General features: G+C 73.1%; 21 protein-coding genes. 9 read left to right on the forward strand and 12 right to left on the reverse strand.

Annotation, left to right across the window (positions count from 1 at the left end):
* Nucleotides 1–5: 5 nt before the first annotated feature.
* Nucleotides 6–896: a Cgl0159 family (beta/alpha)8-fold protein gene (locus ABT296_RS07710; RefSeq protein ID WP_351924350.1), complete on the reverse strand. Its 891-nt coding sequence runs from the start codon at nt 894–896 to the stop codon at nt 6–8.
* Entirely contained in the window at nt 893–1843 is a 951-nt protein-coding gene (gene iolC, locus ABT296_RS07715; RefSeq protein ID WP_351924352.1) for a 5-dehydro-2-deoxygluconokinase, read from the reverse strand. The genes ABT296_RS07710 and iolC overlap by 4 nt, the downstream gene beginning before the upstream one ends.
* Nucleotides 1844–2253: 410 nt before the next feature.
* Between iolC and ABT296_RS07720 the strand changes: the two genes are divergently transcribed.
* On the forward strand, nt 2254–2454 hold the full coding sequence (locus ABT296_RS07720; protein WP_351924354.1) for a helix-turn-helix transcriptional regulator: 201 nt from the start codon (nt 2254–2256) through the stop codon (nt 2452–2454).
* Between the two features lie 12 nt (nt 2455–2466).
* Here the strand turns inward: ABT296_RS07720 and ABT296_RS07725 are convergent, their stop codons facing one another.
* On the reverse strand, nt 2467–3510 hold the full coding sequence (locus ABT296_RS07725) for a zinc-dependent alcohol dehydrogenase family protein (protein ID WP_351924356.1): 1044 nt from the start codon (nt 3508–3510) through the stop codon (nt 2467–2469).
* Nucleotides 3511–3544: 34 nt separating this feature from the next.
* Nucleotides 3545–4744: a cation:proton antiporter gene (locus tag ABT296_RS07730; protein WP_351924358.1), complete on the reverse strand. Its 1200-nt coding sequence runs from the start codon at nt 4742–4744 to the stop codon at nt 3545–3547.
* Between the two features lie 165 nt (nt 4745–4909).
* Here ABT296_RS07730 and ABT296_RS07735 point away from each other — a divergent pair, with 165 nt between their 5' ends.
* Nucleotides 4910–5125 carry a heavy-metal-associated domain-containing protein gene (locus tag ABT296_RS07735; protein ID WP_351924654.1) on the forward strand — a complete coding sequence of 72 codons (216 nt, stop codon included), beginning with the start codon at nt 4910–4912 and terminating at the stop codon, nt 5123–5125.
* 19 nt (nt 5126–5144) lie between these two features.
* Nucleotides 5145–7373 (forward strand): heavy metal translocating P-type ATPase, encoded by a 2229-nt coding sequence (locus ABT296_RS07740; RefSeq protein ID WP_351924360.1) that lies wholly within the window; start codon nt 5145–5147, stop codon nt 7371–7373.
* 597 nt (nt 7374–7970) lie between these two features.
* Here ABT296_RS07740 and ABT296_RS07745 read toward each other — a convergent pair.
* From ABT296_RS07745 to ABT296_RS07755, 3 genes are all read right to left on the reverse strand, one after another.
* Nucleotides 7971–9260: a citrate synthase gene (locus ABT296_RS07745; RefSeq protein WP_351924362.1), complete on the reverse strand. Its 1290-nt coding sequence runs from the start codon at nt 9258–9260 to the stop codon at nt 7971–7973.
* A gap of 265 nt (nt 9261–9525) precedes the next feature.
* Complete coding sequence (gene recD2, locus ABT296_RS07750) at nt 9526–11757, reverse strand: SF1B family DNA helicase RecD2 (protein ID WP_351924365.1); 2232 nt, start codon at nt 11755–11757, stop codon at nt 9526–9528.
* 30 nt (nt 11758–11787) lie between these two features.
* Nucleotides 11788–12153 (reverse strand): cupin domain-containing protein, encoded by a 366-nt coding sequence (locus tag ABT296_RS07755; protein ID WP_351924367.1) that lies wholly within the window; start codon nt 12151–12153, stop codon nt 11788–11790.
* 234 nt (nt 12154–12387) lie between these two features.
* Here ABT296_RS07755 and ABT296_RS07760 point away from each other — a divergent pair, with 234 nt between their 5' ends.
* Nucleotides 12388–13290 carry a ribokinase gene (locus tag ABT296_RS07760; protein ID WP_351924369.1) on the forward strand — a complete coding sequence of 301 codons (903 nt, stop codon included), beginning with the start codon at nt 12388–12390 and terminating at the stop codon, nt 13288–13290.
* Between the two features lie 406 nt (nt 13291–13696).
* Here the strand turns inward: ABT296_RS07760 and ABT296_RS07765 are convergent, their stop codons facing one another.
* Genes ABT296_RS07765 through ABT296_RS07775 form a run of 3 tightly spaced genes read right to left on the reverse strand, consistent with a single transcriptional unit; the run spans nt 13697 to nt 16829 of the window.
* Nucleotides 13697–14527 carry a sugar phosphate isomerase/epimerase family protein gene (locus ABT296_RS07765; protein ID WP_351924371.1) on the reverse strand — a complete coding sequence of 277 codons (831 nt, stop codon included), beginning with the start codon at nt 14525–14527 and terminating at the stop codon, nt 13697–13699.
* The gene (locus ABT296_RS07770; protein WP_351924372.1) at nt 14524–15675 is read right to left on the reverse strand and encodes a dihydrodipicolinate synthase family protein; all 1152 of its coding nucleotides are present in this window, start codon (nt 15673–15675) and stop codon (nt 14524–14526) included. Before ABT296_RS07770 ends, ABT296_RS07765 begins: the two co-directional genes overlap by 4 nt.
* Nucleotides 15672–16829, reverse strand: a complete 1158-nt coding sequence (locus ABT296_RS07775; RefSeq protein ID WP_351924373.1) for a Gfo/Idh/MocA family protein — start codon at nt 16827–16829, stop codon at nt 15672–15674. The genes ABT296_RS07770 and ABT296_RS07775 overlap by 4 nt, the downstream gene beginning before the upstream one ends.
* A gap of 310 nt (nt 16830–17139) precedes the next feature.
* Between ABT296_RS07775 and ABT296_RS07780 the strand changes: the two genes are divergently transcribed.
* From ABT296_RS07780 to ABT296_RS07790, 3 genes are all read left to right on the forward strand, one after another.
* Nucleotides 17140–18186: a LacI family DNA-binding transcriptional regulator gene (locus tag ABT296_RS07780; RefSeq protein ID WP_351924374.1), complete on the forward strand. Its 1047-nt coding sequence runs from the start codon at nt 17140–17142 to the stop codon at nt 18184–18186.
* A gap of 43 nt (nt 18187–18229) precedes the next feature.
* A complete protein-coding gene (locus tag ABT296_RS07785; protein ID WP_351924376.1) occupies nt 18230–19030 on the forward strand; it encodes a sugar phosphate isomerase/epimerase family protein in 801 nt (266 codons plus the stop codon).
* An 80-nt stretch (nt 19031–19110) separates the two neighbouring features.
* Entirely contained in the window at nt 19111–20343 is a 1233-nt protein-coding gene (locus ABT296_RS07790) for an MFS transporter (protein ID WP_351924378.1), read from the forward strand.
* A gap of 18 nt (nt 20344–20361) precedes the next feature.
* Here the strand turns inward: ABT296_RS07790 and aroA are convergent, their stop codons facing one another.
* On the reverse strand, nt 20362–21594 hold the full coding sequence (aroA, locus tag ABT296_RS07795) for a 3-phosphoshikimate 1-carboxyvinyltransferase (protein ID WP_351924380.1): 1233 nt from the start codon (nt 21592–21594) through the stop codon (nt 20362–20364).
* Between the two features lie 427 nt (nt 21595–22021).
* Nucleotides 22022–23359, reverse strand: coding sequence for an aminotransferase-like domain-containing protein (locus ABT296_RS07800; protein ID WP_351924382.1), 1338 nt, complete (start codon nt 23357–23359; stop codon nt 22022–22024).
* Between the two features lie 160 nt (nt 23360–23519).
* Here ABT296_RS07800 and ABT296_RS07805 point away from each other — a divergent pair, with 160 nt between their 5' ends.
* Nucleotides 23520–24167: a LysE family translocator gene (locus ABT296_RS07805; RefSeq protein WP_351924384.1), complete on the forward strand. Its 648-nt coding sequence runs from the start codon at nt 23520–23522 to the stop codon at nt 24165–24167.
* Nucleotides 24168–24521: 354 nt separating this feature from the next.
* Nucleotides 24522–26312: a glycoside hydrolase family 3 protein gene (locus ABT296_RS07810; protein WP_351924386.1), complete on the forward strand. Its 1791-nt coding sequence runs from the start codon at nt 24522–24524 to the stop codon at nt 26310–26312.
* Nucleotides 26313–26416: the final 104 nt, after the last annotated feature.

The raw sequence follows: 26416 nt of genomic DNA on the forward strand, positions 1-26416 counted from the left end.
GGCCCTCACAGCAGTCCTACGGCGGTGTCCACGGCGGCGGCCACGTCGCCGTCCGCCGGGTACAGCAGGGAGCGGCCGGCCACCAGGCCGCGGACGGTGGGCAGCCGGAGGGCGTCGCGCCACTTCTCGTAGGCGGAGACCTGGTCCTCGGCGGAGTCCCCGATGTCGCCGCCGAGGAGGACGGCGGGCAGCGTCGAGGTCTCCATGACCTGGGCCATGTCGTCCGGGTTCGCGGTGACCGGGACCTTGAGCCAGGTGTAGGCCGAACTGCCGCCCAGGCCCGAGGCGATGGCGATGGACCGGGTGACGGCGCCGGCGGACAGATCGTTGCGGAGTCCGCCGTCGGGTGCGCGACGGCTGATGAACGGCTCGACGAACACCGGGAGTCGCCGCTCCGCCATCGCGTCGACGGCCCGGGCGGTGGACTCCAGGGTGTTCAGGGAGCCCGGGTCGTCGTAGTCGATGCGCAGCAGCAGCTTTCCGGCGTCGAAGCCGAGGCGCCGGATGTCCTCGGGGCGGTGCCCGGTGAAGCGGTCGTCGAGTTCGAAGCGGGCGCCCTGGAGGCCGCCGCGGTTCATCGAGCCCATCACGACCCGGTCGTCGAGGGCGCCGAGCAGGAGCAGGTCGTCGAGGATGTCCGCGGTGGCGAGGACGCCGTCGACGCCGGGGCGGGAGAGCGCCAGGCAGAGGCGTTCGAGCAGGTCGGCGCGGTTGGCCATGGCGAACTCGCGGTCGCCGACGCCGAGCGCGCCGCGGGCCGGGTGGTCGGCGGCGACGATCATGAGGCGGCCGGACGGGCCGAGCAGCGGGCGGCGTCGGCGGCGGGCGGCGGCCTCGGCGATCGCCTCGGGGTGGCGAGTGCGGGTGCGGACGAGCTCCGCGACGTCGACGCTCACCGGACCGCTCCGGCGGCCAGGGCGGCCGCGACCTCGGCGGGGGTGGGCATCGCGGAGGAGCACTCCAGCCGGGAGGCGACGATGGCGCCGGCGGCGTTGGCGTGGCGCATGACGGTCTCCAGGTCCCGGCCGGCGAGCAGGCCGTCGCAGAGGGAGCCGCCGAAGGCGTCCCCGGCCCCGAGGCCGTTGAGGACGGTCACCGGCAGCGGGGGCACCTCGGCGCTCTCCCCGTCGCGGCGGACCGCGAGGACGCCCTTGGGGCCCTGCTTGACGACGGCGAGTTCGACCCCGGCGTCGAGGAGGAGGCGGGCGGCGGTGTGCGGGTCGCGGCTCCCGGTGGCGACCTCCACCTCGTCGAGGTTGCCGACCGCGACGGTGGTGTGCCGCAGGGCCTCGGCGTAGAAGGGGCGGGCCTGGTCGGGGTCCTTCCAGAACATGGGGCGCCAGTCCAGGTCGAAGACGGTGATGCCGGACCTGGCGCGGTGGGCGAGCGCGGCGAGGGTGGCGGTCCGGCTGGGTTCCTCGCTCAGGCCGGTGCCGGTGACCCACAGGACGCGGGTCGCGCGGACGGCGTCCAGGTCGAGGTCGTGGGCGTCGATCTCCAGGTCGGGCGCCTTGGGCAGGCGGTAGAAGTAGAGCGGGAAGTCGTCCGGCGGGAAGATCTCGCAGAAGGTGACCGGGGTGGGCAGGCCCCGGACCGGGGTGACCCAGCGGTCGTCGACGCCGAACTCGCGCAGGGCCTGGTGGAGATAGGCGCCGAAGGGGTCGTCGCCGGTGCGGCTGACGAGGGCGGTGCGGCGGCCCAGGCGGGCGGCGGCGACCGCGACGTTGGCCGCGGAGCCGCCGAGGAACTTGCCGAAGGAGGTGACCTGCGGCAGGGGGACACCGGTCTGCAACGGATAGAGGTCCACCCCGATCCGCCCCATGGTGATCAGGTCGTACGCCATCGCGTTCCCTTCGTATCGGCTCTCCCCGGCTTTCTAGTCCCGCGCACGGAGCCCTGTCAATGTTTTGTCCGGACATTCGGACGACAGGTTTTCCGGCCGGTACGAGGCGGAGGCCCCGCCCCGGTCAACGTGCCACGCCCGTGCACCGGCGTGCGTCATTGCGCCACGAGTGTCACAAACACCCCGCTTGTGTCACACATGTCGCGTGTACGCGGGTCCTGTGTCACACCCGGCGCACAGTGCCTGACTCCCGGTCGCCCGGGGTCGTTCACGGGGCACAGGCTTCGTGATCGCCGGCCCTGTGATCACCCGCTTCGTGATCGCCGGCCTCTCGATCGCCAGCGCAGCGCCCGGTACCCCCGACGGCCGTTCCCGGCCGCCGCCGCGGCGCGCGCGGGGAGGTGCACCTCATGACCGACCGACCGCTCTGGTCCTACAAGGACATCGCCGCCCACATCCGGGTGCAGCCCGACACCGTGCGGTCCTACCGCAAGCACGGACTGCTGCCCCCGCCGGACCGCGTCGAGGGCGGCAAGCCCTACTGGTACGTCGAGACCGTCCGTGCCTGGGTCGCCTCCCGCCCCGGCAACCGCGGCCGCAGGGAGGGCTGAGGCCGGCCGGGCTCAGGCCCAGGGCTCGACGACCGTGACCCCCGGCCCCGGCGCGGTGCCCAGCGCGGCGAGCGCGGCCGGGGCCTCGTCCAGGACGACGGACCGGGTGACCAGGAGGTCGGGGCGGAGCACTCCCGAGCGGACCAGCTCCAGCATCGGGGGGTAGGTGTGCGCGGCCATGCCGTGGCTGCCGAGGAGTTCCAGTTCCCGGGCGACGGCGCGGGCCATGGGGACGGGGGTGGTGCCGTCGGCCGAGGGCAGCAGGCCCACCTGGACGTGCCGGCCGCGGCGGCGCAGCCCGTTGACCGAGGCCGCGCAGGTGCCGGGCGAGCCCAGGGCGTCGAGGGAGAGATGGGCGCCGCCGCCGGTCAGCTCCCGTACCGCCGCCGCGGTGTCCGGGACCTCCCGCGCGTCGACACAGGCGGCGGCCCCGAACCGCCGTGCCAGGTCCAGGGCGCCGGGCGAGACGTCGACGGCGACGACCCGGGCGCCGGCGGCCGCCGCGATCATCACCGCGGACAGGCCCACCCCGCCGCAGCCGTGCACCGCGACCCACTCCCCGGCGGCGACCCGGCCGCGCTGCACCACCGCGCGGAAGGCGGTGGCGAACCGGCAGCCGAGCGAGGCGGCGGTGGCGTACGACAGGTCGTCCGGGACCGCGACGAGGTTGACGTCCGCGTGGTCGAGGGCCACGTACTGGGCGTAGGAGCCCCAGTGGGTGAAGCCGGGCTGGGTCTGCCGCTCGCAGACCTGCTGCTCGCCCGCCGCGCACGCCGGGCAGCCGCCGCAGGCGCAGACGAAGGGGACGGTGACCCGGTCGCCGGGGCGCCAGGCGGTCACCGCGGAGCCCACCGCCTCGACGACACCGGCGAGTTCATGACCGGGTACGTGCGGCAGCGTGATGTCCGGATCGTGTCCCTGCCAGCCGTGCCAGTCGCTGCGGCACAGCCCGGTGGCCTCGACCCGCACCACCACGCCGTGTCCGGCGGGGCGGGGGTCGGGGACGTCACGCACCTCGGCGGGTGCGCCGAACCTCTCGAAGACCACGGCTCGCACGAAGGCTCCTCTCCTTCCGGGGAAGGCTAGGGCCTCACCACGACTCCGGTTCCCGCAGGGCCTCGCGCGGTGCCGCGCGTTCGCCGCGCAGCCGCAGCGCGGCCGAGGGGAAGAGCAGGACCGAGAGCATCGCCGCGGCGACCAGGGCCGCGGCCTCGTCGGAGCGCATGGTGCCGGCGTCGACGCCGATCGTGGTGATGGCCACGACCAGGGGCAGGGCGGTGGCGGCGAACAGGGTCAGGGCGCCCCGCTCGCGCCGGTCCAGGTCGCGCGGGGCGAGGAGGAACACCGGCAGCCCGCGCACCACCAGGAACAGCGTCAGGAACACCGGCAGCAGGAGCAGGGCGCGGCCACCGGAGAGCAGGGAGTCCAGGTCGAACTCGATGCCGGTGACCACGTAGAAGACCGGCACCAGGAAGCCGAAGCCCATCGCCTCGACCTTCTCCATGACCGGTTCCGCGCTGCGCGGCGCCGCCCCGTGCAGCAGCAGCCGCGCCAGCACCCCGGCGGCGAAGGCGCCGAGCAGGGTGTCCAGGCCCATCTCCTGGGAGATGCCGAGCATGACCGCGAGGAGCAGCACCATCAGCCGCACCGCGAACTGGCCGCTGGTGTGCAGGGTCTTCTCCACGACCCGGGAGAACCAGGGCGGACGCGGCCGGGTCGCCCACCACACGGCGGCCCCGGTCAGCAGTGCGAACGCGGCCAGCACGACGGTGGAGCGGCCCGGGGAACGGCCGCTCAGCAGCACGGCGACGGCGATGATCGGCCCGAACTCCCCCACCGCGCCCACCGCCGACATCACCGAGCCGAACCGGGAGCGCAGTTGGCCCGCGTCGCGCAGGACCGGCAGGACGACGCCGAGGGCGGTGCTGGTCAGCGCGGTGCCGATGTAGACGCCCCGGTCCCAGCCGGAGAGCGCGGTGCCCAGGCCCAGCCCCACCGCCAGGGCGGTCAGCCAGGCCCACACCGACCGGCGCAGGGTGTCGCCGCGGATCCGGTCGAAGTCGATCTCGTAGCCCGCGAGGAAGATCAGCATCGCCAGGCCCAGGTCGGCGAGGGTGTCGATGGCCTCGCCCTGTCCCGCCCAGCCCAGCACGTCCGGGCCGACGAGGACGCCGAGGGCGATCTCGAAGATGACGAGCGGAACGGGGAGCCAACGGCCCACCCCGTGCGCGAGCAGCGGGGCCAGCACCGCGATGGACATGATGAGGATGAGCGTCCCGGCCTGCGACATAAGGGGTACCTACCATATAGTTCCGCCAAATCGGCCCAATTGGACCTGCCGCCGGGCCCCTCCGACCCTCCTTGGAGAAATACCCCGTAGGGGTATACGGTGGAGAGAGTGCGGGGAACACTCGTGGACCCCGTCAGCCCCACCCGCCTCCCCGAGGAGAACAACATGAGCGTGAGCGCCGTCTACAAGGTCAGCGGGATGAGCTGCGGCCACTGCGAGGGCGCCGTCTCCGGCGAGATCTCCGAACTGCCCGGCGTCAGCTCGGTGCAGGCCGTCGCCTCCACCGGCGAGGTCACCGTCGTCTCCATGACGGCGCTGCGCGAGGAGGACGTGCGGGCGGCCGTGGACGAGGCCGGGTTCGAGCTCGTCGGCGCCGTCTGAGCCCGACGGAGTCCGGCCCATGCCCTCCACCACCCAGGCCCCGATAACCCCCGCAGCCGAGGTCGAGCTGCTGATCGGGGGCATGACCTGCGCGTCCTGCGCCGCCCGCGTCGAGAAGAAGCTCAACCGGATGGACGGGGTCACGGCCAGCGTCAACTACGCCACCGAGAAAGCTCGGATCAGCTACCCGGCGGGCGTCGAGGTGGCCGACCTGATCGCCACCGTCGTACGGACCGGGTACACCGCCGAGGAGCCGGCCCCCGACCCCGTCGCGGCGGGGCCCGGGCCCGGGGACGACCCCGAGACGGCCGGCCACCGCCGGCGCTTCACCGTCTCCGCGCTGCTCGCGGCGCCCGTCGTGCTGCTCTCCATGGTTCCCGCGCTCCAGTTCGACAACTGGCAGTGGCTGGCCCTCACGCTCGCCGCGCCCGTGGTCGTCTGGGGCGGGCTGCCCTTCCACCGCGCCGCGTGGACCAACGCCCGGCACGGCGCGGCCACCATGGACACCCTGGTCTCGATCGGCACCCTGGCCGCCTTCGGCTGGTCGCTGTGGGCGCTGTTCCTCGGGGACGCGGGCATGCCCGGGATGCGGGAGGAGTTCCGGCTCACCGTCGGCGGCATGGACGGCGCCTCGACGATCTATCTGGAGGTCGCCTCCGGGGTCGTGGCCTTCATCCTGCTGGGCCGCTGGCTGGAGGCCCGGGCCAAACGGCGCTCGGGGGCGGCGCTGCGGGCGCTGATGGAACTGGGCGCCAAGGACGTGGCCGTCCTCCGGGACGGGCGCGAGCTGCGGATGCCGGTCGCCGCGCTGGCCGTCGGGGACCTGTTCGTGGTCCGCCCCGGGGAGAGGATCGCCACCGACGGCACGGTCGTCGAGGGCGCCTCCGCGGTGGACGCCGCGCTGCTGACCGGGGAGTCCGCGCCGGTGGACGTGGCGGCCGGGGACACGGTCACCGGGGCCACGGTCAACGTCGGCGGGCGGCTGGTGGTCCGGGCCGACCGGGTCGGCGCGGATACTCAGCTCGCGCGGATGGCGCGGCTGGTGGAGGAGGCGCAGAGCGGCAAGGCCGAGGTGCAGCGACTGGCCGACCGGATCTCCGCGGTCTTCGTCCCGGTGGTCCTGGTGCTGGCGGTCGCCACCTTCGGCGGCTGGCTGGGCGCCACCGGCGACACCGTGGACGCGTTCACCGCGGCCGTCGCCGTCCTGATCATCGCCTGCCCCTGCGCCCTGGGACTCGCGACCCCGACCGCGCTGATGGTCGGCACCGGACGCGGCGCCCAGCTCGGCATCCTGATCAAGGGCCCGCAGGTGCTGGAGTCCACCCGCCGGATCGACACGGTCGTCCTCGACAAGACCGGCACGGTGACCACGGGCCGCATGACCCTGCACGAGGTGTACGTCGCCGAGGGCGCCGACGAGCGGCAGGTGCTGCGGCTCGCGGGCGCCCTGGAGCACGCCTCCGAGCACCCCGTCGCCCGGGCGGTCGCCGCGGGCGCCGAGGAGCGGACCGGGCGGCTGCCGTCGGTCGAGGGGTTCCGGAACGTGCCCGGGCGGGGCGTGCGCGGGCGGGTGGAGGGCCATGAGGTCGCCGTGGGGCGCCTCTTCGCCGAACTGCCCGAGGAGCTCGCCCGGGCCCGGGAGAAGGCCGAGCGGGACGGACGTACGGCCGTGGTGGCCGGCTGGGACGGGACCGCGCGGGCGGTGCTGGCGGTGGCCGACACGGTCAAGGACACCAGCGCCGAGGCCGTGCGCGAGCTGCGCGCGCTGGGGCTCGAACCGGTGCTGCTGACCGGGGACAACCGGGCGGTGGCCGAGGCGGTGGCGCGGACCGTGGGCATCGAGCGGGTGATCCCCGAGGTGCTGCCCGAGGAGAAGGTCGAGGCCGTGCGGCGGCTGCGGGCCGAGGGGCGGACCGTCGCGATGGTCGGTGACGGCGTCAACGACGCGGCCGCCCTGGCCGCCGCCGACCTGGGGCTCGCCCTGGGCACCGGCGCCGACGCGGCGATCGAGGCCGCGGACCTGACCCTGGTCCGCGGGGACCTGCGGGTCGCGGCGGACGCCATCCGGCTCTCCCGCCGCACGCTCGGCACGATCAAGGGCAACCTGGTGTGGGCGTTCGGCTACAACGTGGCGGCGCTGCCGCTCGCCGCGGCCGGTCTGCTCAACCCGATGATCGCGGGGGCGGCGATGGCCTTCTCGTCGGTCTTCGTGGTCTCGAACAGCCTGCGATTGCGTACGTTCTCCTGAACCCGGCGGAAGTTACCGGGAGTTTGCCGCGGTGAGGGCAGGGGCCCTCTGGAGTCCGGCGCGAGCCTCACATAAGCTCTTCACAAGGCTCGCGCATCATCCTTACGCTTGGGTCTCGTCCGGCGTATCCGTGCCCTTGCGCATCTAACGGACATATGCAAGAGACGCAGATCACAGTGATGCGAACGTAACCATCGAAGGGGTTCGAAGGTCTAAGTTGGCGATGTCGGAATGCGTCTTGGGGGGCGCTGACCGACATCTGGGGATGTCTTGGGGGACTTCCTCAGAGATGCGTTGCCGGGGCACGCACCCCGGGGAGCTTGAGCGGCCCTCCCGAGCGTGCGCTGTCCCGGCAGACCGCACACCGAGTAGTACGGGCACACCCGCCCGTTCTGCTCAACGCAGTACCGAACAACAGCGAATTCAGGCGCTGTCCTCACAGACGCCCGGCCGGATCCCGTGGGGGGAATCCGCACCGGGACATGGGAAGGCGCCCTGGACGTCGGCCCGTGGGGGGACCGGCGCCAGGGCGCCTTTCGCTATTGCCGACGCCGCCGGGGCCCGTCCGCAGGACAGGCCCCCGCCGCTACGGAGCGGTCAGCGCTCCTCGACCGGAACGAAGTCGCGCTCGACGACACCGGTGTAGATCTGGCGCGGGCGGCCGATGCGGGAACCCGGCTCCTTGATCATCTCGTGCCACTGGGCGATCCAGCCCGGCAGCCGGCCGAGGGCGAACAGGACCGTGAACATCTCGGTCGGGAAGCCCATGGCCCGGTAGATGAGGCCGGTGTAGAAGTCGACGTTCGGGTAGAGGCTGCGCGAGACGAAGTAGTCGTCGGAGAGCGCGTGCTCCTCCAGCTTCAGCGCGATGTCCAGCAGCTCGTCGGACTTGCCGAGGGCGGACAGCACGTCGTGCGCGGCGGCCTTGATGATCTTGGCGCGGGGGTCGAAGTTCTTGTAGACCCGGTGGCCGAAGCCCATCAGGCGGACGCCGTCCTCCTTGTTCTTCACCTTGCGGATGAAGGAGTCGACGTCGCCGCCGGAGGCCTGGATGCCCTCCAGCATCTCCAGCACGGACTGGTTGGCGCCGCCGTGCAGCGGGCCCCAGAGCGCGGAGATGCCGGCCGAGATCGAGGCGAACATGTTCGCCTGCGAGGAGCCGACCAGGCGGACCGTGGAGGTGGAACAGTTCTGCTCGTGGTCCGCGTGCAGGATCAGCAGCTTGTCGAGGGCGGAGACCACGACCGGGTCCAGCTCGAACTCCTGGGCGGGCACCGAGAAGGTCATGCGCAGGAAGTTCTCGACGTAGCCGAGGTCGTTGCGCGGGTAGACGAACGGGTGGCCGATCGACTTCTTGTAGGCGTAGGCCGCGATCGTCGGAAGCTTGGCGAGCAGGCGGATCGTGGAGAGGTCGCGCTGCTTCTCGTCGAAGGGGTTGTGGCTGTCCTGGTAGAACGTCGACAGCGCGGAGACCACCGAGGACAGCATCGCCATCGGGTGGGCGTCCCGCGGGAAGCCGCGGTAGAAGTTCTTGACGTCCTCGTGCAGCAGGGTGTGCTGCGTGATCTCGTTCTTGAAGGTGCTCAGCTCGTCGACGGTGGGCAGCTCGCCGTTGATGAGCAGGTAGGCGACCTCCAGGAAGGTCGAGCGCTCGGCCAGCTGCTCGATCGGGTAGCCGCGGTACCGCAGGATGCCCTGCTCGCCGTCGAGGTAGGTGACGGCGGATTTGTACGCGGCCGTGTTGCCGTAGCCGCTGTCCAGGGTCACCAGACCGGTCTGGGCGCGGAGCTTGCCGATGTCGAAGCCCTTGTCACCGACGGTGCTGTCGATCACCGGGTAGGTGTACTCGCCGTCGCCGTACCGCAGTACTACAGAGTTGTCGCTCACGTCATCCCTCACCGACGTTGTGCCTCTTCTTCGAGGTTGCCCTGACTGTCTCTACCATCCCCCATTTGGCGCAGGAGAGTGCACTCGGGGTCGACCATTGGGCTTATCGGCGGCACTGAGTGCCGCCAACCTGTTCATCCTGCCCCCTGGACACCGGCATCCGGAAGAGCTGTGTGACCTTTACGACTCGTTTGATCGATCAAATTTCACTCACCGCCCCCGTGGGGACGGTGAGAGCCGGGGTCCGGGCCCTCCGGAGGGCGTCTCAGCCCTCCAGGGGGCGGGGGGCGAGCCTGAAGTCCAGTGCCGTGCAGCGCCGTCCGGCCGAGACCGTGCGCACCGCCTGGCCTATCGCCTTGCGCGAGCCGACCAGGACGACCAGCCGCTTGGCCCGGGTGACCGCCGTGTACAGCAGATTGCGCTGGAGCATCATCCACGCCCCCGTGGTGACCGGGATGACCACCGCCGGGTACTCGCTGCCCTGGGAGCGGTGGATGGTCACCGCGTACGCGTGCGCCAGCTCGTCGAGTTCGTCGAACTCGTAGGGCACTTCCTCGTCCTCGTCGGTCAGGACCGTCAGCCGCTGGTCGACGGGGTCGAGCGAGGTGACCACGCCGACGGTGCCGTTGAAGACGCCGTTCGCGCCCTTGTCGTAGTTGTTGCGGATCTGGGTGACCTTGTCGCCGACCCGGAAGACCCGCCCGCCGAACCGCTTCTCCGGCAGGTCGGGGCGGCCCGGCGTGATGGCCTGCTGGAGCAGGCCGTTGAGGTTGCCGGCGCCGGCGGGCCCGCGGTGCATGGGGGCGAGGACCTGGACGTCCCGGCGCGGGTCGAGCCCGAACTTGGCCGGAATACGGCGGGCCGCGACGTCCACGGTCAGCCGGCCGGCCTCCTCGGTGTCGTCCTCGACGAAGAGGAAGAAGTCCTTCATCCCCTCGGTGAGCGGATGCTGCCCGGAGTTGATGCGGTGCGCGTTGGTGACCACGCCGGACTGCTGGGCCTGGCGGAAGACCCGGGTGAGCCGGACCGCGGGCACCGGGCCGCCCTCGGCCAGCAGGTCCCGCAGCACCTCGCCCGAGCCGACGCTGGGCAGTTGGTCGACGTCGCCCACGAACAGCAGGTGCGCGCCCGGCGGGACCGCCTTGGCCAGCTTGTTGGCGAGCAGCAGGTCCAGCATGGACGCCTCGTCGACGACGACGAGGTCGGCGTCGAGCGGACGGTCCCGGTCGTAGGCCGCGTCGCCGCCGGGCTTGAGCTCCAGCAGCCGGTGCACGGTGGACGCCTCGGCGCCGGTGAGTTCGGCCAGGCGCTTGGCGGCGCGGCCGGTGGGCGCGGCGAGGACCACCTTCGCCTTGCGGGCGCGGGCCAGTTCGACGACCGAGCGGACCGTGAACGACTTGCCGCAGCCGGGGCCTCCGGTGAGCACGGCGACCTTCTCGGTCAGCGCCAGCCTGACGGCGGCCTCCTGCTCGGGGGCCAGGTCGGCGCCCGTGCGGTCCTTCAGCCAGGCCAGCGCCTTGTCCCAGGCCACGTCCCGGAAGCCGGGCATACGGTCCTCGTCGGTGCGCAGCAGCCGCAGCAGCTGGCCGGAGAGGGACAGCTCGGCGCGGTGGAAGGGGACGAGGTAGACGGCGGTGACCGGCTCGCCGTGCTCCCCGGGCACCTTCTCCCGTACGACGCCGGACTCCCCCGACTCCTCGTCGGGCAGGGCCAGTTCGGCGAGGCACTCGATGACCAGGCCGGTGTCGACCTGGAGCAGTTTCACCGCGTCGGCGATCAGCCGCTCCTCGGGGAGGTAGCAGTGGCCCTGGTCGCTGCCCTGGGAGAGGGCGTACTGAAGGCCGGCCTTGACCCGCTCGGGGCTGTCGTGCGGGATGCCGACGGACTGGGCGATCCGGTCGGCGGTGAGGAAGCCGATGCCCCAGACGTCGGCGGCGAGCCGGTAGGGCTGCTCGCGCACCACGGAGATCGAGGCGTCGCCGTACTTCTTGTAGATGCGCACGGCGATGGAGGTGGAGACCTCGACGGTCTGGAGGAAGAGCATGACCTCCTTGATCGCCTTCTGTTCCTCCCAGGCTTCGGCGATCTTCCCGGTCCGCTTGGGGCCGAGCCCGGGGACCTCGATCAGCCGCTTGGGCTCCTCCTCGATGATTCTGAGGGTGTCCGTGCCGAAGTGCCGGGTGATGCGGTCGGCGAAGACCGGCCCGATGCCCTTGACCAGCCCGGACCCGAGGTAGCGGCGGATGCCCTGGACGGTGGCGGGCAGCACGGTCGTGTAGTTGTCGACGGTGAACTGCTTGCCGTACTGCGGGTGGGAGCCCCATCGGCCCTCCATCCGCAGGGACTCGCCGACCTGGGCGCCGAGCAGCGCGCCGACGACCGTCAGCAGGTCGCCGGCGCCCCGGCCGGTGTCGACCCGGGCGACCGTGTAGCCGCTCTCCTCGTTGGCGTACGTGATGCGTTCGAGCACGCCTTCGACCACCGCCGCATTGGACATGCCCCGACGGTACCGCCCGCCACCGACAGCTCAGCCGGCCTGCGCCTTCACATGGGCGACGACCTTCTCGAACTCCTCGGTCGGGGAGAACTCCACGAACTCGCAGTCCTCCAGTGCCAGCGGGACGTGCCCCGGGGCCCAGTAGTAGGCCTGGCCCGCCTCGTAGACCTCCTCGCCGGAGGGCGTGAGCATCCGCAGCCGGCCCTTCAGCAGATAGCCCCAGTGCGGGCACTGGCAGGCGTCGTCGGGCAGGCCCTTCATCGCCGGGCCCATGTCCGTGCCCGCGGGCAGCCGCAGGAACCCGACCGACAGCCCGCCGCCGACCGGCTGTGTGCGCAGTTCCACTCCGCCGCCTTCGAGTTCGACGGGTACGTCGTCGCGTGCCGCCGCCGTCATGGCTCCTCCGTCTCCGGCCTCCAGGGCCTGCTGAGGAATCGATCCCGCACTTCCAGCCTGGCACCCTCGGGCGGGTCCTGCGCGGCGGCGGTCCCGGGCTGCGGATCGGGCGGATCCGGCGAAAACGGGGGCGGTTGCGGGGCGGTCGGGGAGAGAGTGTGCGGATGGGGTGTGCCGTGGCCGGGTTCGGTGGGCGGGGGCTCCGGACGGCTCGTCGCGACGGGGGGATCACTCATGCACGACTACGACCTGCTGGTCGTGGGCTCGGCCAACGCCGACCTGGTGATCGGTGTGGAGCGCAGACCGGGGGCCGGGGAGACGGTGCTCGGCTCCGATCTCGTGGTCCACCCGGGCGGCAAGGGCGCCAACCAGGCGGTCGCCGCGGCCCGGCTCGGGGCCCGGACGGCGCTGCTGGCCCGGGTCGGCGACGACACCCACGGCAGGCTGCTGCTCGACTCGCAGCGGCGGGCCGGGGTGGACACGGTGGGTGTGCTGGTGGGCGGGGCGCCGACGGGGGTGGCGCTGATCACCGTCGATCCGTCCGGGGACAACAGCATCGTGGTCTCGCCGGGTGCCAACGCCCTGCTCGCGCCGGGGGACGTGCGGGCCGCCGCGAGCCTGTTCCAGGCCTCCCGGGTGGTGTCGGTCCAGCTGGAGATCCCGCTGGAGACGGTGGTGGAGGTGGTGCGGAGTCTGGCGGAGGGCAGCCGGTTCGTGCTGAACGCCTCGCCGCCGCGGCCGCTGCCGCCGGAGGTGCTCGCCGTCTGCGATCCGTTGATCGTCAACGAGCACGAGGCGCGGGTGATCCTGGGGGACGCGTGCGTGGGCGCCGGGCCCGCGGACTGGGCGCGGATCCTGCTGGCGAAGGGGCCGCGGTCGGTGGTCGTGACGCTCGGGGCCGAGGGCGCGCTGGTGGTGTCGGACGAGGGTCTGTCGAAGGTCCCGGGCGTGCCGGTGACGGCGGTGGACACCACCGGTGCGGGCGACGCGTTCACCGCGGCGCTGGCGTACCGGCTGGGCGCGGGCGCCCCGCTCGCCGGGGCGGCGGCGTACGCGGCCCGGGTGGGCGCGGCGGCGGTCACCCGGCGCGGCGCGCAGGAGTCGTCTCCGTCGGGAGCGGAGGTCGATGGGCTCTGAGCCGGTCCGTCGGGCGTGGGGGCGAGCGCGCTCGGAGCCGGACCCCGGCCACGGACCACGCCAAAGACGCTTCGAGGGGGTCCGGTCGGCCGACCGGACCCCCTCGCGCTGTCCCCCTCCGTGTCAGAACCCCCCGCGATCCCCCCAGATCCCCCTCCAAGAGTTCCGACGCCATGTACGACCCGCGACCCCCGGGAAGGGTTGCACGGTCGCACGGAGAATTTTCCGGAGATTTTTTCGGGCCGGTCCCCGCGGCCGAAGGCCCTTGCGGGTGGCCGGGGTCGGCCGCGTCGTACCGACCACCCGGTGCGCCGCGAAGTGAGGGAGGGGGACGTCGCGGTCGGCGTCCCCCTCCCCGGTCGAACCGGCGGCCCGCACGCCACCGGCTCCCACCCCGCCTCTTCCCTCAGTCCGCGTGCCGGAGGAAGCGGCGGGCCGTCTCGGCCAGGACCTCGCGGCCGTCCCTGGCCCACAGGGCGTCGTTGAACAGCTCCACCTCGATGGCGCCGGTGTAGCCGGCCGCCTCGACGTACCCCCGCCACTCGCGCATGTCGATCGATCCGTCCCCGATCTGGCCGCGGCCGTTGAGCACGCCCTCGGGCAGCGGGGTCGTCCAGTCGGCGAGCTGGAAGGAGTGGATACGGCCGCCGGCGCCCGCCCGGGCGATCTGCGCGGGCGCGTCCTCGTCCCACCAGATGTGGTACGTGTCCACCGTGACGCCGACCTGGCGGGCCGGGAAGCGCTCCGCGAGGTCGAGGGCCTGGGCCAGCGTGGAGACCACGCAGCGGTCGGCGGCGTACATGGGGTGCAGCGGTTCGATGGCGAGCCGCACCCCGTGCTCCTCGGCGTACGGGCCGAGGACCGCGAGCGCGTCGGCGATCCGCTCCCGCGCCCCGCGCAGGTCCTTGGAGCCGGCCGGGAGGCCGCCAGAGACCAGCACCAGGGTGTCGGTGCCGAGCGCGGCCGCCTCGTCGACGGCCCGGCGGTTGTCGTCCAGCGCCCGGGCCCGCTCGTCCTGGTCGACGGCGGTGAGGAAGCCGCCGCGGCACAGGGTGGTGACGGCCAGCCCGGCGTCCCGGACCAGCTTGGCCGCGGCCTCCACGCCGTACTCCTGGACGGGCTCGCGCCACAGGCCGACCTGGCCGACGCCCGACTCACGGCAGGCGTCGACGAGTTCGGGCAGCGACAACTGCTTGACCGTCATCTGGTTGATGGAGAAGCGCGCGAGTGAGGTCACTGGTCCACCCCGTACACCGCCAGCAGGTTCTTCATCCGCTCCTCGGCGAGCTTGGGATCGGGGAACAGGCCGATGGTGTCGGCGAGTTCGTAGGCCCGGGCGAAGTGCGTCAGGGAGCGGGCCGACTGCAGGCCGCCGACCATCGTGAAGTGCGACTGGTGGCCCGCGAGCCAGGCCAGGAACACCACGCCCGTCTTGTAGAAGCGGGTCGGCGCCTGGAAGAGGTGCCGGGACAACTCGACCGTCGGGTCGAGGAGTTCACGGAACCCCGCCCGGTCGCCGGTGTCGAGGATGCGCACCGCCTCGGCGGCGAGCGGGCCCAGCGGGTCGAAGATGCCGAGCAGGGCGTGGCTGAAGCCCTGCTCGTCGCCGGCGATCAGCTCGGGGTAGTGGAAGTCGTCGCCCGTGTAGCAGCGCACACCGTCGGGGAGCCTGCGCCGCAGGTCGACCTCGCGCCGCGCGTCCAGCAGCGAGACCTTGATGCCGTCCACCTTGTCCGGGTGGGCGGCGATCACCTCCAGGAAGGTCTCGGTGGCCGCGTCCAGGTCGGCGGAGCCCCAGTAGCCCTCCAGCGCCGGGTCGAACATGGGGCCGAGCCAGTGCAGGATCACCGGTTCGGCGGCCTGGCGCAGGAGGTGGCCGTAGACCTCCAGGTACTCCTCGGGGCCGGACGCGGTGGCGCACAGGGCGCGGGAGGCCATCAGGATCGCCTGGGCGCCCGACTCCTCCACCACCGCGAGCTGCTCCTCGTAGGCAGCCCGCACCTGGGCGGTGGTACCCGCGGCGAGCTGGTCGGTGCCGACACCGCAGGCGACGAGGCCGCCGACGGCCTTCGCCTCGGCGGCGCTGCGCCGGATCAGTTCGGCGGCGCCCGTCCAGTCCAGGCCCATGCCGCGCTGGGCGGTGTCCATCGCCTCGGCGACGCCGAGTCCGTGGGACCACAGGTGCCGGCGGAAGGCGAGGGTGGCGTCCCAGTCGACCGCGGCGGGCGCGTCGGGGCCGGCGTCGGCGAAGGGGTCGGCGACGACATGGGCGGCCGAGAAGACCGTACGGGAGGTGAGGGGGGCGGCGGAGCCCGGGGTGAAGGGGTCGGTGCGGGGCTCGTAGGTCCGCAGGGCCCCGTCCGGGCCGGGGAGTCGGAGGGTCACAGCGCGATCTCCGGCACCTCGATGCGGCGGCCCTCGGCCGAGGACTTCAGGCCCAGGTCGGCGAGCTGGACGCCGCGGGCGCCGGCCAGCAGGTCCCAGTGGTAGGGGGCGTCGGCGTAGACGTGGCGCAGGAACAGCTCCCACTGCGCCTTGAAGCCGTTGTCGAACTCGGCGTTGTCGGGGACCTCCTGCCACTGGTCGCGGAAGACCTCGGTGGCGGGGATGTCCGGGTTCCACACCGGCTTGGGGGTGGCCGAGCGGTGCTGGACCCGGCAGTTGCGCAGGCCCGCGACGGCGGAGCCCTCGGTGCCGTCGACCTGGAACTCCACCAGCTCGTCGCGGTTGACGCGGACGGCCCAGGAGGAGTTGATCTGGGCGATGGCGCCGCCGTCCAGCTCGAAGATGCCGTAGGCGGCGTCGTCGGCGGTGGCGTCGTAGGGCTTGCCGTTCTCGTCCCAGCGCTGCGGGACGTGGGTGGTGGCGATGGCCTGGACGGACTTCACCCGGCCGAACAGCTCGTGCAGGACGTACTCCCAGTGCGGGAACATGTCGACGACGATGCCGCCGCCGTCCTCCGCGCGGTAGTTCCAGGACGGGCGCTGGGCGGGCTGCCAGTCGCCCTCGAACACCCAGTAGCCGAACTCGCCGCGCACCGACAGGATCCGGCCGAAGAAGCCGCCGTCGATCAGGCGCTTGAGCTTGAGCAGGCCCGGCAGGAAGAGCTTGTCCTGGACGACGCCGTGCTTGATGCCGGCCGCGTTCGCGAGCCGGGCGAGCTCCAGGGCGCCGTCGAGGCCGGTGGCGGTGGGCTTCTCGGTGTAGACGTGCTTGCCGGCGGCGATCGCCTTCCTGATCGCCTCCTCGCGGGCCGAGGTCACCTGGGCGTCGAAGTAGATGTCGACGGACGGGTCGGCGAGGACCGCGTCGACGTCCGTGGAGATGTTCGCCGGGTCCAGACCGTGCCGTTCAGCAAGCGCGTTCAGCGCGTGCTCGCGGCGGCCCACCAGGATCGGTTCCGGCCACAGCACCGTGCCGTCACCGAGGTCGAGGCCGCCCTGCTCACGCAGCGCGAGGATGGAACGGACCAGGTGCTGGCGGTAACCCATGCGCCCGGTCACGCCGTTCATGGCGATACGCACCGTCTTGCGTGTCACGTGGATCCCTTCATAGGTGGTACGCGGGGTACGCGGTCGTGCGCGCCGCGTACATCCCACCGGCCCGGCGGTCCACCGGTGTGACTGGTGAGCAACACAGCAAGCGCTTTCTATACGAGGAGAAGCTAGCCTCTCAGCAGCGCTCGGGACAAGAGCGCGACTCGGAAGAGTTGTTCGAGGGGGCGAACAAACGGGGTGCCCGGCCTTATGGTCTGCACGGCGGCTTGGAACCGCGGGCGGCACAGGCCTGTCTACGAGCACGTATGACGTACGAGGGGGTACGAAGGATGCGCGACCGAAGGACGACGAGATGACGGTGACCCTGGCGGACGTGGCGGCCCGCGCCCAGGTCTCCCCCGCGACGGTGTCGCGCGTACTGAACGGGAACTACCCCGTCGCCGCGTCGACCCGGGAACGGGTGCTGCGCGCGGTGGACGAGCTGGACTACGTGCTGAACGGGCCGGCCAGCGCGCTGGCCGCCGCCACGTCCGACCTGGTCGGCATCCTCGTCAACGACATCGCCGACCCGTTCTTCGGGATCATGGCGAGCGCCATCCAGGCGGAGATCGGCGGGCCCGGCGGACGCGCCGGCGGCGAGCGGCTCGCGGTGGTCTGCAACACCGGCGGCTCCCCGGAGCGCGAGCTGACCTATCTGACCCTGCTCCAGCGGCAGCGGGCGGCCGCGGTGGTGCTGACCGGCGGCGCCGTGGAGAACGCGCCGCACGTGGCGGCCGTCGCGGCCAAGCTGCGCAAGCTCGCGGACGCGGGCACCCGGGTGGTGCTCTGCGGGCGCCCGCCGGCGCCGGACACCGGGGCCGTCGCGCTGAACTTCGAGAACCGCGGCGGCGGCCGGGAGCTGACCGAGCATCTGATCGGCCTCGGCCACCGGCGGCTCGGCTACATCGCCGGCCCGGAGGAGCGCACCACGACCCGGCACCGGCTGGAGGGACACCGGGCGGCGCTGCGGGCGCACGGCATCGAGGAGGACCCGCGCTGGACGGTGCACGGCCGCTACGACCGGCGCTCGGGGTACGAGGCCACGCTGGAACTCCTGCGCCGCGACCCGACGCTGACGGCGGTGGTCGCCGCGAACGACTCCGTCGCCCTGGGCGCGTGCGCCGCGCTGCGGGAGTCGGGGCTGCGCATCCCCGAGGACGTCTCGGTGGCCGGCTTCGACGACCTGCCGTTCAGCATCGACGCGGTGCCGTCCCTGACGACGGTACGGCTGCCGCTGGCGGAGGCCGGCGCGCGGGCCGGGCGGATCGCGATGGGCCGCGAGGAGGAACCGCCGGGCGGGATCGCCACCATCCGCGGCGAGCTGATGGTCCGGGGGTCCACGGGGGTCCCGCGCGGCTGACGGCGCCGGGTGAGGGGCGGGCCGGGCGCGTAGAGTCACGAGCATGAAGCTGGCGTTCTCCACTCTCGGTGTCCCCGGTCTTCCCCTCGTCGACGTGGTGCGGCTCGCGACCGACCACGGTTACCACGGCGTGGAACTGCGCGCGCACCCCGAGGAGCCGGTCCATCCGGGCCTCGGGCCGGACGCGCGGGCCGAGGCGGCGGAGGTGTTCCGGTCGGCCGGCGTCGAGGTCGTCGGCATCGCCGGGTACGCCAAGGTCGCCGCCCCCGGCCCGGACGCCCCGGTGGTGGAGGAGATCCGCACCCTGATCGACCTCGCCGTGGACCTCGGCGCCGGTTACGTCCGGGTCTTCCCAGGCGGCAAGGACTCCCCCAGCGCGGAGGAGGCCGACGCCACCGCCGCGCGCAGGCTCGGCACCGCCGCCGAGTACGCGGCCGGGGCCGGCGTGCGCATCCTGCTGGAGACGCACGACTCGCACCGCACCGGAGCCGCCGCGATCCGGGTCCTCGGCCCGGTCGGGCACCGGCAGGTGGGCGCGCTGTGGGACGTGATGCACACCTGGCTGGGCGGCGAGCAGCCCTCGGAGTCGTACGCCGCGCTCGCCCCCCATCTGGGCTATGTCCAGGTCAAGGACATCGCCTCGGCCTCCGACACCACCCCGCTGCCGCTGGGCGCGGGCGTGCTGCCGCTCGCCGAGTGCGTGGAGGTGCTCTCCCGGCACGGCTGGGACGGCTGGCTGTGCTGGGAGTACGAGAAGCGCTGGTACGAGGACGCGGCACCGCTGCCGGAACTGCTCGGCGCGGGGCACGACCATCTGGCCAGGCTGCTGAACGACTCCGCCTAATTCGCTGGCCCGCCCGGGGGACGGGCGGTTAGCGTCGCGGCCGTGACCCCGCCCGCGCCGCCGCGCCTCGCCATGCCCTCATGAGCCTCGCCCGTACCTTCGTCGACGTACGGCCGCTGCGCTCCTCCCCCGTCTTCCGGCGGCTGCTGATCGGGCGCACCGCCTCGATCCTCGGCAGCTTCATGACGATGGTGACCGTCATGTTCCAGGTGTGGGACCGGACGCACAGCGCGGTGTGGAGCGGCGCGGTGGGGCTCGCGCAGGCGGTCCCGCTGGTGGTGGTGGGGCTGTTTGCCGGGTCCTGGGTGGACCGCGGGGACCGGCGGCGGATCTATCTCGTGGCCACCGTGGGACAGGCCGTCTGCTCCCTGCTGCTGGCGGTGCAGGGTTTCACCGGGAACCTTCCGGTGCCGGGCATCCTGGTGCTGGTCGCGGCCGGGGCCTCGTTCGCCGCGGCGGGCGGTCCCGCGGCGGGGGTGTTCGTGCCGCGGCTGCTGCCCAAGGAGCAGGTGGCCGCCGGTCTCGCCCTCAACCAGGTCACCGCCCAGGCGATGATGCTCCTCGGCCCGGCGCTGGGCGGCCTGTTCCTCGGCTGGTTCGGCATCGGCGTCTGCTACCTGATCGACGCCCTCAGCTTCGGCCTGGCCTTCTACGGCGCCTTCGGGCTGCCCGCGCTGCCGCCCGAGGGCGAGCCCGCGCGGGCCGGGCTGCACGGGGTGCTGGACGGACTGCGCTTCCTGGGCGGGCACCGGGTGGTGCGCGGCGCGCTGATCACCGACCTCGCGGCGACCGTGCTGTCGATGCCGGTCAGTCTGTTCCCGCTGGTCAACGAGGAGCGCTTCGGCGGCAGTCCGCGCACCCTCGGCCTGTTCCTGTCGGCGGTCGCCGTCGGCGGGGTCACCGCCACCGCCCTGTCCGGGCGGCTCACCCGGCTGGCCCGGCCCGGCGCGGTCATGCTCTGCGGGGCGGCCGTCTGGGGCGCCGCGCTCGCCCTGTTCGGGCTGACCACCAGCGCCTGGACGGGCCTCGGGCTGCTGGTGGTGGCGGGCGCCGCGGACTCCGTGTCGGTGCTCTCCCGTACGACGATCGTGCAGACCCGGACCCCGGACGCCCTGCTGGGCCGGGTGACCGCGGCCGAGCTGATCGTCGGCCAGGCGGGCCCGCACCTGGGCAATCTGCGCGGCGGCGCGGTGGCCGGCTGGACCTCCGGGGCGACCGCGCTGGTCACCGGCGGGGTGCTGTGCGTGCTGGCGGTGGCCTACGTGGCCACGAGCACCCCGGAACTGCGCGGCGGCACACACAAGCCCCGCTGAGGCGCCGGTCCCGCCGGGTCACAGGCGGGCGCGCAGGGCGGCGAACTCCTCGTGGAAGCCGGGGAAGGTCTTGCGTACGCAGCCCGGGTCGTCGAAGGAGATGCCGGGCACCTTCAGACCGGTGACCGCGAAGGACATCACGATGCGGTGGTCGCCGTGGGTCCTGATCTCCGTGCCGGACGGCACCGCGCCGGGCCGGATCTCGATCCAGTCGGGTCCGGTCTCCACGGTCACGCCCAGCGCCCGCAGGTTCTGTGCGCAGGCCTCCAGCCGGTCGCACTCCTTGACCCGGGTGTTGGCGACGTCCTCGATGCGCACCGGGCCCGAGGCGAAGGGGGCGATGGCGGCGAGGGTGGGCATGGTGTCGGAGATGTCCCGCATGTTGACGGTGAGGCCGCGCAGTTCGCCGGTGCCGCGGACCGTGGTGCGGTCGGCGCCGATCTCCACGTGCGCGCCCATCCGGCGCAGCACCTCCACGAAGCCGAGGTCGCCCTGGAGCGCGCCCTCGCCGAGGCCCGGCACGGTCACCTCGCCGCCGGTCAGGGCGGCCGCGGCGAAGAAGTAGCTGGCGGTGGAGGCGTCGGGCTCGATCGCGTACGTGGTGGCGCGGTAGCCGCCCGGCGGGACCACGAAGTCGTCGCCCTCGCGGGTCACGCTCACCCCGAACTCCCGCATCATCGCCAGGGTGATCTCGACGTACGGCACCGAGACCAGGTCGGTGACGGTGATCCGCAGGCCCTTGTCGGTGAGCGGGCCGAGCAGCAGCAGCGCGGTGAGGTACTGGGAGGACTGGCCGGCGTCCAGGGTGACCTCGCCGCCGGGCACGCCGGACGCCCGCACGGTCAGCGGGTGGTGGCCGTCCCGCTCCTCGTGGCGCAGGTCGACGCCGAGTTCGCGCAGGGCGCGGGTGAGCGGCAGCAGGGGGCGGCGGCGCATCTGCTCGGAGGCGTCGAAGCGGTAGGTGCCGTGGCCGGCCGCGGCCAGGGTCGGCAGGAAGCGGGCGGTGGTCGCGCCGTCCCGGCAGTAGACGTCCGCCTCGGCGACGGCGGGGCCCTGCGGGCGGCCGTCCACCTGCCAGCTCTCCGGGGTCCGTCCGACGCGGTAGCCGAGGCTGACCAGCCCCTCGGCGAAGCCCTCGGTGTCGTCCGACCGCAGCGGCCGCACGAGGGTGGTGACTCCGTCGGCCGCGGCCGCCAGGAAGAGGGCGCGCGCGGTGATGGACTTGGAACCGGGAATGTCGGCAACTGGCATACCCCCATGATCGCCCGCCCCGACCCCCCGACGCCCAAAAGTCCACGAGATGGACCCCCAATGGTCAGGCCCCGGCCACGCCACACCCCAGAACCGGCCACTCCACACCGGACCGGCGATCGAGGGGCGCGGGGAACTGCGCAACCAGCCCCAACGAGCCCGCACCCAAGAACCGGCCCCAGGCCGCACAACCGAAAACACCGGACCAGTGACCAAAGGGCCCGACCCAACCCACCCCGAAGGGGCGCGGGGAACTGCGCGACCAGCCCCAACAGCGCCGCACCCGAAGACCGACCCCAGGCCGCACAACCGAAAACACCGGACCGGTGATCAGAGGGGCCGACCCGACCCACCCCCCAAGGGGCGCGGGGAACTGCGCGACCAGCCCCAACGGCGCCGCGCCCGAAGACCGACCCCCGTTCGGGGCTCAGTCCGACGCGATGTCATCCGGTGCCGACCGAGCCAACTGAGCCAACAGAGCCAGCGCCGACCCCAGCTCCCCAACCCCCGGCGTAGCCAACCCCACCCGAACCGCGCCGGGCGCATACGCGTCGCCCACGGTGAACGCCGCAGCAGGCGGCACCCCGATCCCGTACCGAGCCGCCGCGGCGACGAACATGTCCGCCCGCCACGGCCGAGGCAGCCGCCACCAGCAGTGGTAGGACAGCGGATCGGTCCGCACATCGAACCCGGCCAGCTGCCGCGCAGCCACGTCCTGCCGCACCGCCGCGTCCTGCCGCTTGGCCCGCACCAGCCGCTGCACGACACCGTCGCCCTGCCAGCGCACGACGGCCTCCAGGTTGAACCGCTGAGCGGTCCACCCCCCGGACCGCAGGGCCGCTGCGACGGCGGCGAGCAGCGGGCCCGGCGCCACCACGAAGCCGAGCGAGAGACCGGGCGCGACCCGCTTGGAGAGGCTGTCCACGAGCACCGTCCGCTCGGGCGCCAGCGCGGCCAGCGGGGGCAGTTCGTCGCGCAGGAAGGCCCAGATGGTGTCCTCGACCAGGGGCAGGTCCAGCCGGCGCAGCACCTCGGCGAGCCGCCCGGCGCGGGCGGCGGGCATGGTCAGGGAGAGCGGGTTGTGCAGGACCGGCTGGGCGTAGACGGCGTGCAGCGGCCCGGCCCGGTGTGCCTCCTCGACGGCTTCCGGGACGAGTCCGTCGTCGTCCATGGCGAGCGGGACGAGGGTGATGCCGAGGCGCCCCGCGATGGCCTTGACCACGGGGTACGTCAGCTCCTCGACGCCGAGCCGGGCGCCGGGCGGGACCAGGGCGGCGAAGACGGCGCTGAGCGCCTGCCGGCCGTTGCCGGCGAACAGCACCCGCGCCGGGTCGGGCCGCCAGCCGCCGCGGACGAGGAGGTCGGCGGCCGCCTCCCGGGCGACGGTGTGGCCGGCCGGGCCGACCGGGCGCAGCGCGTCGCCGAGGACGTCCGCGCGGAGCAGGCCCTCCAGGGACGCGGCGAGCAGCTCCGGCTGCCCGGGCGCGACCGGGTAGTTGAACTCCAGGTCGACCCGGCTGCCCCCGGGCTCGCCGAGCGCGGGCGGGTCGGTGGGGGCGGCGGCGCGGACGAAGGTGCCGCGGCCGACCTCGCCGACGGTCAGACCCCGGCGGCCGAGTTCCTGGTAGACGCGGGTGGCGGTGGAGTTGGCGATGCCGTGCCGCCGGGCGAAGGCGCGCTGCGGGGGGAGCCGGTCACCCGGCTTGAGTAGCCCGGCGGTGATCTCCGCGGCGACCTGGTCGGCGACGCTCCGGTAGTCCCGCACAACGACTCTCCCTCGGCCCGGCGTGATCGGCCGGGCCCGGCCCGGCGTGGCCGACCACCCAACCACAGAATTGCACCGAGAGCAATATCTTTATTGCATCGAGGCAATACTGCTTCCTAGACTCGGTGCACTGCAACCTCGACCCAACAGGGGGACCCCCATGGTCGGTCCGAGCGGAGTGCTCGGTGTGTTCGTCGTGGCCCTGGGCATGGTGCTCACGCCGGGACCGAACATGCTCTACCTCGTCTCCCGCAGCATCACCCAGGGCAGACGCGCGGGGGTGATCTCGCTCGGCGGGGTCGCCGTCGGCTTCCTCGTCTACCTGACCGCCGCCAACCTCGGCCTGTCCGTGGTCTTCTACGCCGTGCCCGAGCTGTACTTCGCGGTGAAGCTGGCCGGCGCCTGCTACCTGGGCTGGCTGGCCTGGCAGGCGCTCCGGCCGGGCGGGATCTCGGTGTTCGCGCCGAAGGACGTACCGCACGACCCGCCGCGCAGGCTGTTCACGATGGGCCTGGTGACGAACCTGCTCAACCCGAAGATCGCCATCATGTACCTGTCCCTGATCCCGCAGTTCATCGACCCGGAGGCCGGACACGTCCTGCTCCAGGGGCTGTTGCTGGGCTCGGTGCAGATCGTGACCGCCGTGACGGTCAACCTCTGCATCGTGCTGGCCGCCGGGACCGTCGCGGTCTTCCTGGCCCGCCGGCCGGGCTGGCTCAGGGCGCAGCGCTATGTGATGGGCACGGTGCTCGGCGGGCTCGCGGTGTCCCTGGCGGTGGACACCTCCGGCCCGGCGAGGGCGGGCTGACGGTGCCACAGGCGCCCCGTGCGGCACCGCGGCACCTACTTCGGCCGATCGGCGCGGCGGCGGGAACCCGCCCCCGTGCCCGGGCGTCCAAGCGGCACGCTGTCGGAGAGTCACCTCGGTGCGGTGTCGGCCTCGCTGCTGGCTGCGAACGCTGACCAACCCTCTCCGCCGTGCCGCGGCCGGCAGCCCTCCGCCATCGGCGCGCCCCCCTCCAACAGCGCCGATGGCGGACCCCTTCCCGGGCCCGCGCACCGGCCCGCGTTCCTGTGCGTTCCCTTGACTGGCAGAAACTTCCCGGATATTGCTGACTCCTCGGAAGTTTCCTTCAGCGGATCAACTCCGGAAGGAGCGCACGTGCCCTCCAGACGCACCGTCCTCGCCGCCACCGCGGGAGTAGCCGCGACTCTCGCCCTGAGCGGCACCGCCCACGCGCACGACAAGAAACTCCGCTCCCTGATCTCCCGTATGACCCTTGAGGAGAAGGTCGGCCAGCTCTTCGTGATGCGGGTCTACGGTCACTCCGCGACCGCCCCCGACCAGGCCGACATCGACGCCAACCTCAAGGAGATCGGCGTCCGCACCGCGGCCGAGCTGATCGACCGTTACCGCGTCGGCGGCATCATCTACTTCGCCTGGGCGCACAACACCCGCGACCCGCACCAGATCGCCGACCTCTCCAACGGCATCCAGAAGGCGTCCCTGGGCCTGCCGCGCGGGCTGCCCGTGCTGATCTCCACCGACCAGGAGCACGGCATAGTCGCGCGCGTGGGAAAGCCCGCCACCCTCTTCCCCGGCGCGATGGCGATCGGCGCGGGCGGTTCGCGCACCGACGCGCGCACCCTCGGCCGGATCGCCGGCAGGGAACTGCGGGCGCTCGGCATCCGGCAGGACTACGCGCCGGTGGCCGACGTGAACGTCAACCCCGCCAACCCCGTCATCGGGGTGCGCTCCTTCGGCGCCGACCCGGCGGCGGTGTCCCGGCTGGTGGCCGCCGAGGTCGCCGGATTCCAGGGCTCCTCGGTCGCGGCGACCGCCAAGCACTTCCCCGGGCACGGCGACACGGCCGTGGACAGCCACTACGGCTTCCCGGTCATCACCCACACCCGGGCCCAGTGGGACGAGCTGGACGCGCCCCCGTTCCGGGCGGCGATCGAGGCGGGCATCGACTCGATCATGACCGCGCACCTCATGGTCCCGGCGCTCGACGACTCCGGCGACCCGGCCACCCTCTCCCGGCCGATCCTCACCGGCATCCTGCGCGAGGAGCTGGGCTACGACGGGGTCGTGGTGACCGACTCGCTCGGCATGGAGGGCGTGCGCACCAAGTACGGCGACGACCGGGTGCCGGTGCTGGCGCTGAAGGCGGGCGTGGACCAGCTGCTGAACCCGCCGAACCTGGACGTCGCCTGGAACGCGGTGCTGACGGCGGTGCGCGACGGCGAGCTGACCGAGGAGCGGCTCGACGAGTCGATCCTGCGGGTGCTGCGGCTGAAGGCGAAGCTGGGCCTCTTCGGCGACCCGTACGTCAGCCATCGCGGTGTGGACCGCACGGTGGGCGTGCCGGCCCATCTGGCGGCGGCCGACCGCGTCGCCGAGCGGACGACGACCCTGCTGGCCAACGAGGGCGGCCTGCTGCCCCTGTCCGCCGAGGACACACCGAGGGTCCTGGTGGTCGGCGCCGACCCGGCCTCCCCCTCCGGCTCCACCGGCCCGCCGACGGGCGTGCTGGCCGGCGCGCTCACCGAACTCGGCTTCACCGCGACCGCGCTGTCCACGGGGACGGCTCCGTCGGCCGCGACCGTCGCACGGGCGGTGGCGGCGGCCGGGGACGCGGACGCGGTGGTGGTCGGCACGTACAACGTGTCGGCGACCAGCTCGCAGAAGACGCTGGTGGCCGAGTTGCTGGCGACGGGGAAGCCGGTGGTGGCGGTGGCCGTCCGCAACCCCTACGACGTCGCCCAGCTCCCCGCCGTCCGGGCCTACGTGGCCTCGTACTCCTGGACCGACGTCGAACTACGGGCGGCGGCCCGGGTGATCGCCGGCGCGGTACGGCCGTCCGGGCGGCTCCCGGTGCCGGTGCAGCGGGCGGACGATCCGGCCCGGGTGCTGTATCCGGTAGGGCACGGGCTGACGTATCCGGCGTAGCGCCGCTACGCCCGCACCCCCGCGCACCACCCCCAACGGGCGCAAAGCGCCCCGTATGTCTGGCGTGTGCCCGCCGCGGCGGGCCACGCTGGACCGGGGGAAGT

Source organism: Streptomyces sp. NPDC000983, from assembly GCF_040299205.1.
Classification (GTDB): Bacteria; Actinomycetota; Actinomycetes; order Streptomycetales; family Streptomycetaceae; genus Streptomyces.

Excerpts from the sequence above, each read along its gene's own strand:
- iolC (WP_351924352.1), bottom strand. The coding sequence starts at position 1,843 with ATGGCGTACGACCTGATCACCATGGGGCGGATCGGGGTGGACCTCTAT.
- ABT296_RS07720 (WP_351924354.1), top strand. The coding sequence starts at position 2,254 with ATGACCGACCGACCGCTCTGGTCCTACAAGGACATCGCCGCCCACATC.
- ABT296_RS07730 (WP_351924358.1), bottom strand. The coding sequence starts at position 4,744 with ATGTCGCAGGCCGGGACGCTCATCCTCATCATGTCCATCGCGGTGCTG.
- ABT296_RS07735 (WP_351924654.1), top strand. The coding sequence starts at position 4,910 with ATGAGCGTGAGCGCCGTCTACAAGGTCAGCGGGATGAGCTGCGGCCAC.
- ABT296_RS07740 (WP_351924360.1), top strand. The coding sequence starts at position 5,145 with ATGCCCTCCACCACCCAGGCCCCGATAACCCCCGCAGCCGAGGTCGAG.
- recD2 (WP_351924365.1), bottom strand. The coding sequence starts at position 11,757 with ATGTCCAATGCGGCGGTGGTCGAAGGCGTGCTCGAACGCATCACGTAC.
- ABT296_RS07755 (WP_351924367.1), bottom strand. The coding sequence starts at position 12,153 with ATGACGGCGGCGGCACGCGACGACGTACCCGTCGAACTCGAAGGCGGC.
- ABT296_RS07760 (WP_351924369.1), top strand. The coding sequence starts at position 12,388 with ATGCACGACTACGACCTGCTGGTCGTGGGCTCGGCCAACGCCGACCTG.
- ABT296_RS07780 (WP_351924374.1), top strand. The coding sequence starts at position 17,140 with ATGACGGTGACCCTGGCGGACGTGGCGGCCCGCGCCCAGGTCTCCCCC.
- ABT296_RS07785 (WP_351924376.1), top strand. The coding sequence starts at position 18,230 with ATGAAGCTGGCGTTCTCCACTCTCGGTGTCCCCGGTCTTCCCCTCGTC.
- ABT296_RS07790 (WP_351924378.1), top strand. The coding sequence starts at position 19,111 with ATGAGCCTCGCCCGTACCTTCGTCGACGTACGGCCGCTGCGCTCCTCC.
- aroA (WP_351924380.1), bottom strand. The coding sequence starts at position 21,594 with ATGCCAGTTGCCGACATTCCCGGTTCCAAGTCCATCACCGCGCGCGCC.
- ABT296_RS07805 (WP_351924384.1), top strand. The coding sequence starts at position 23,520 with ATGGTCGGTCCGAGCGGAGTGCTCGGTGTGTTCGTCGTGGCCCTGGGC.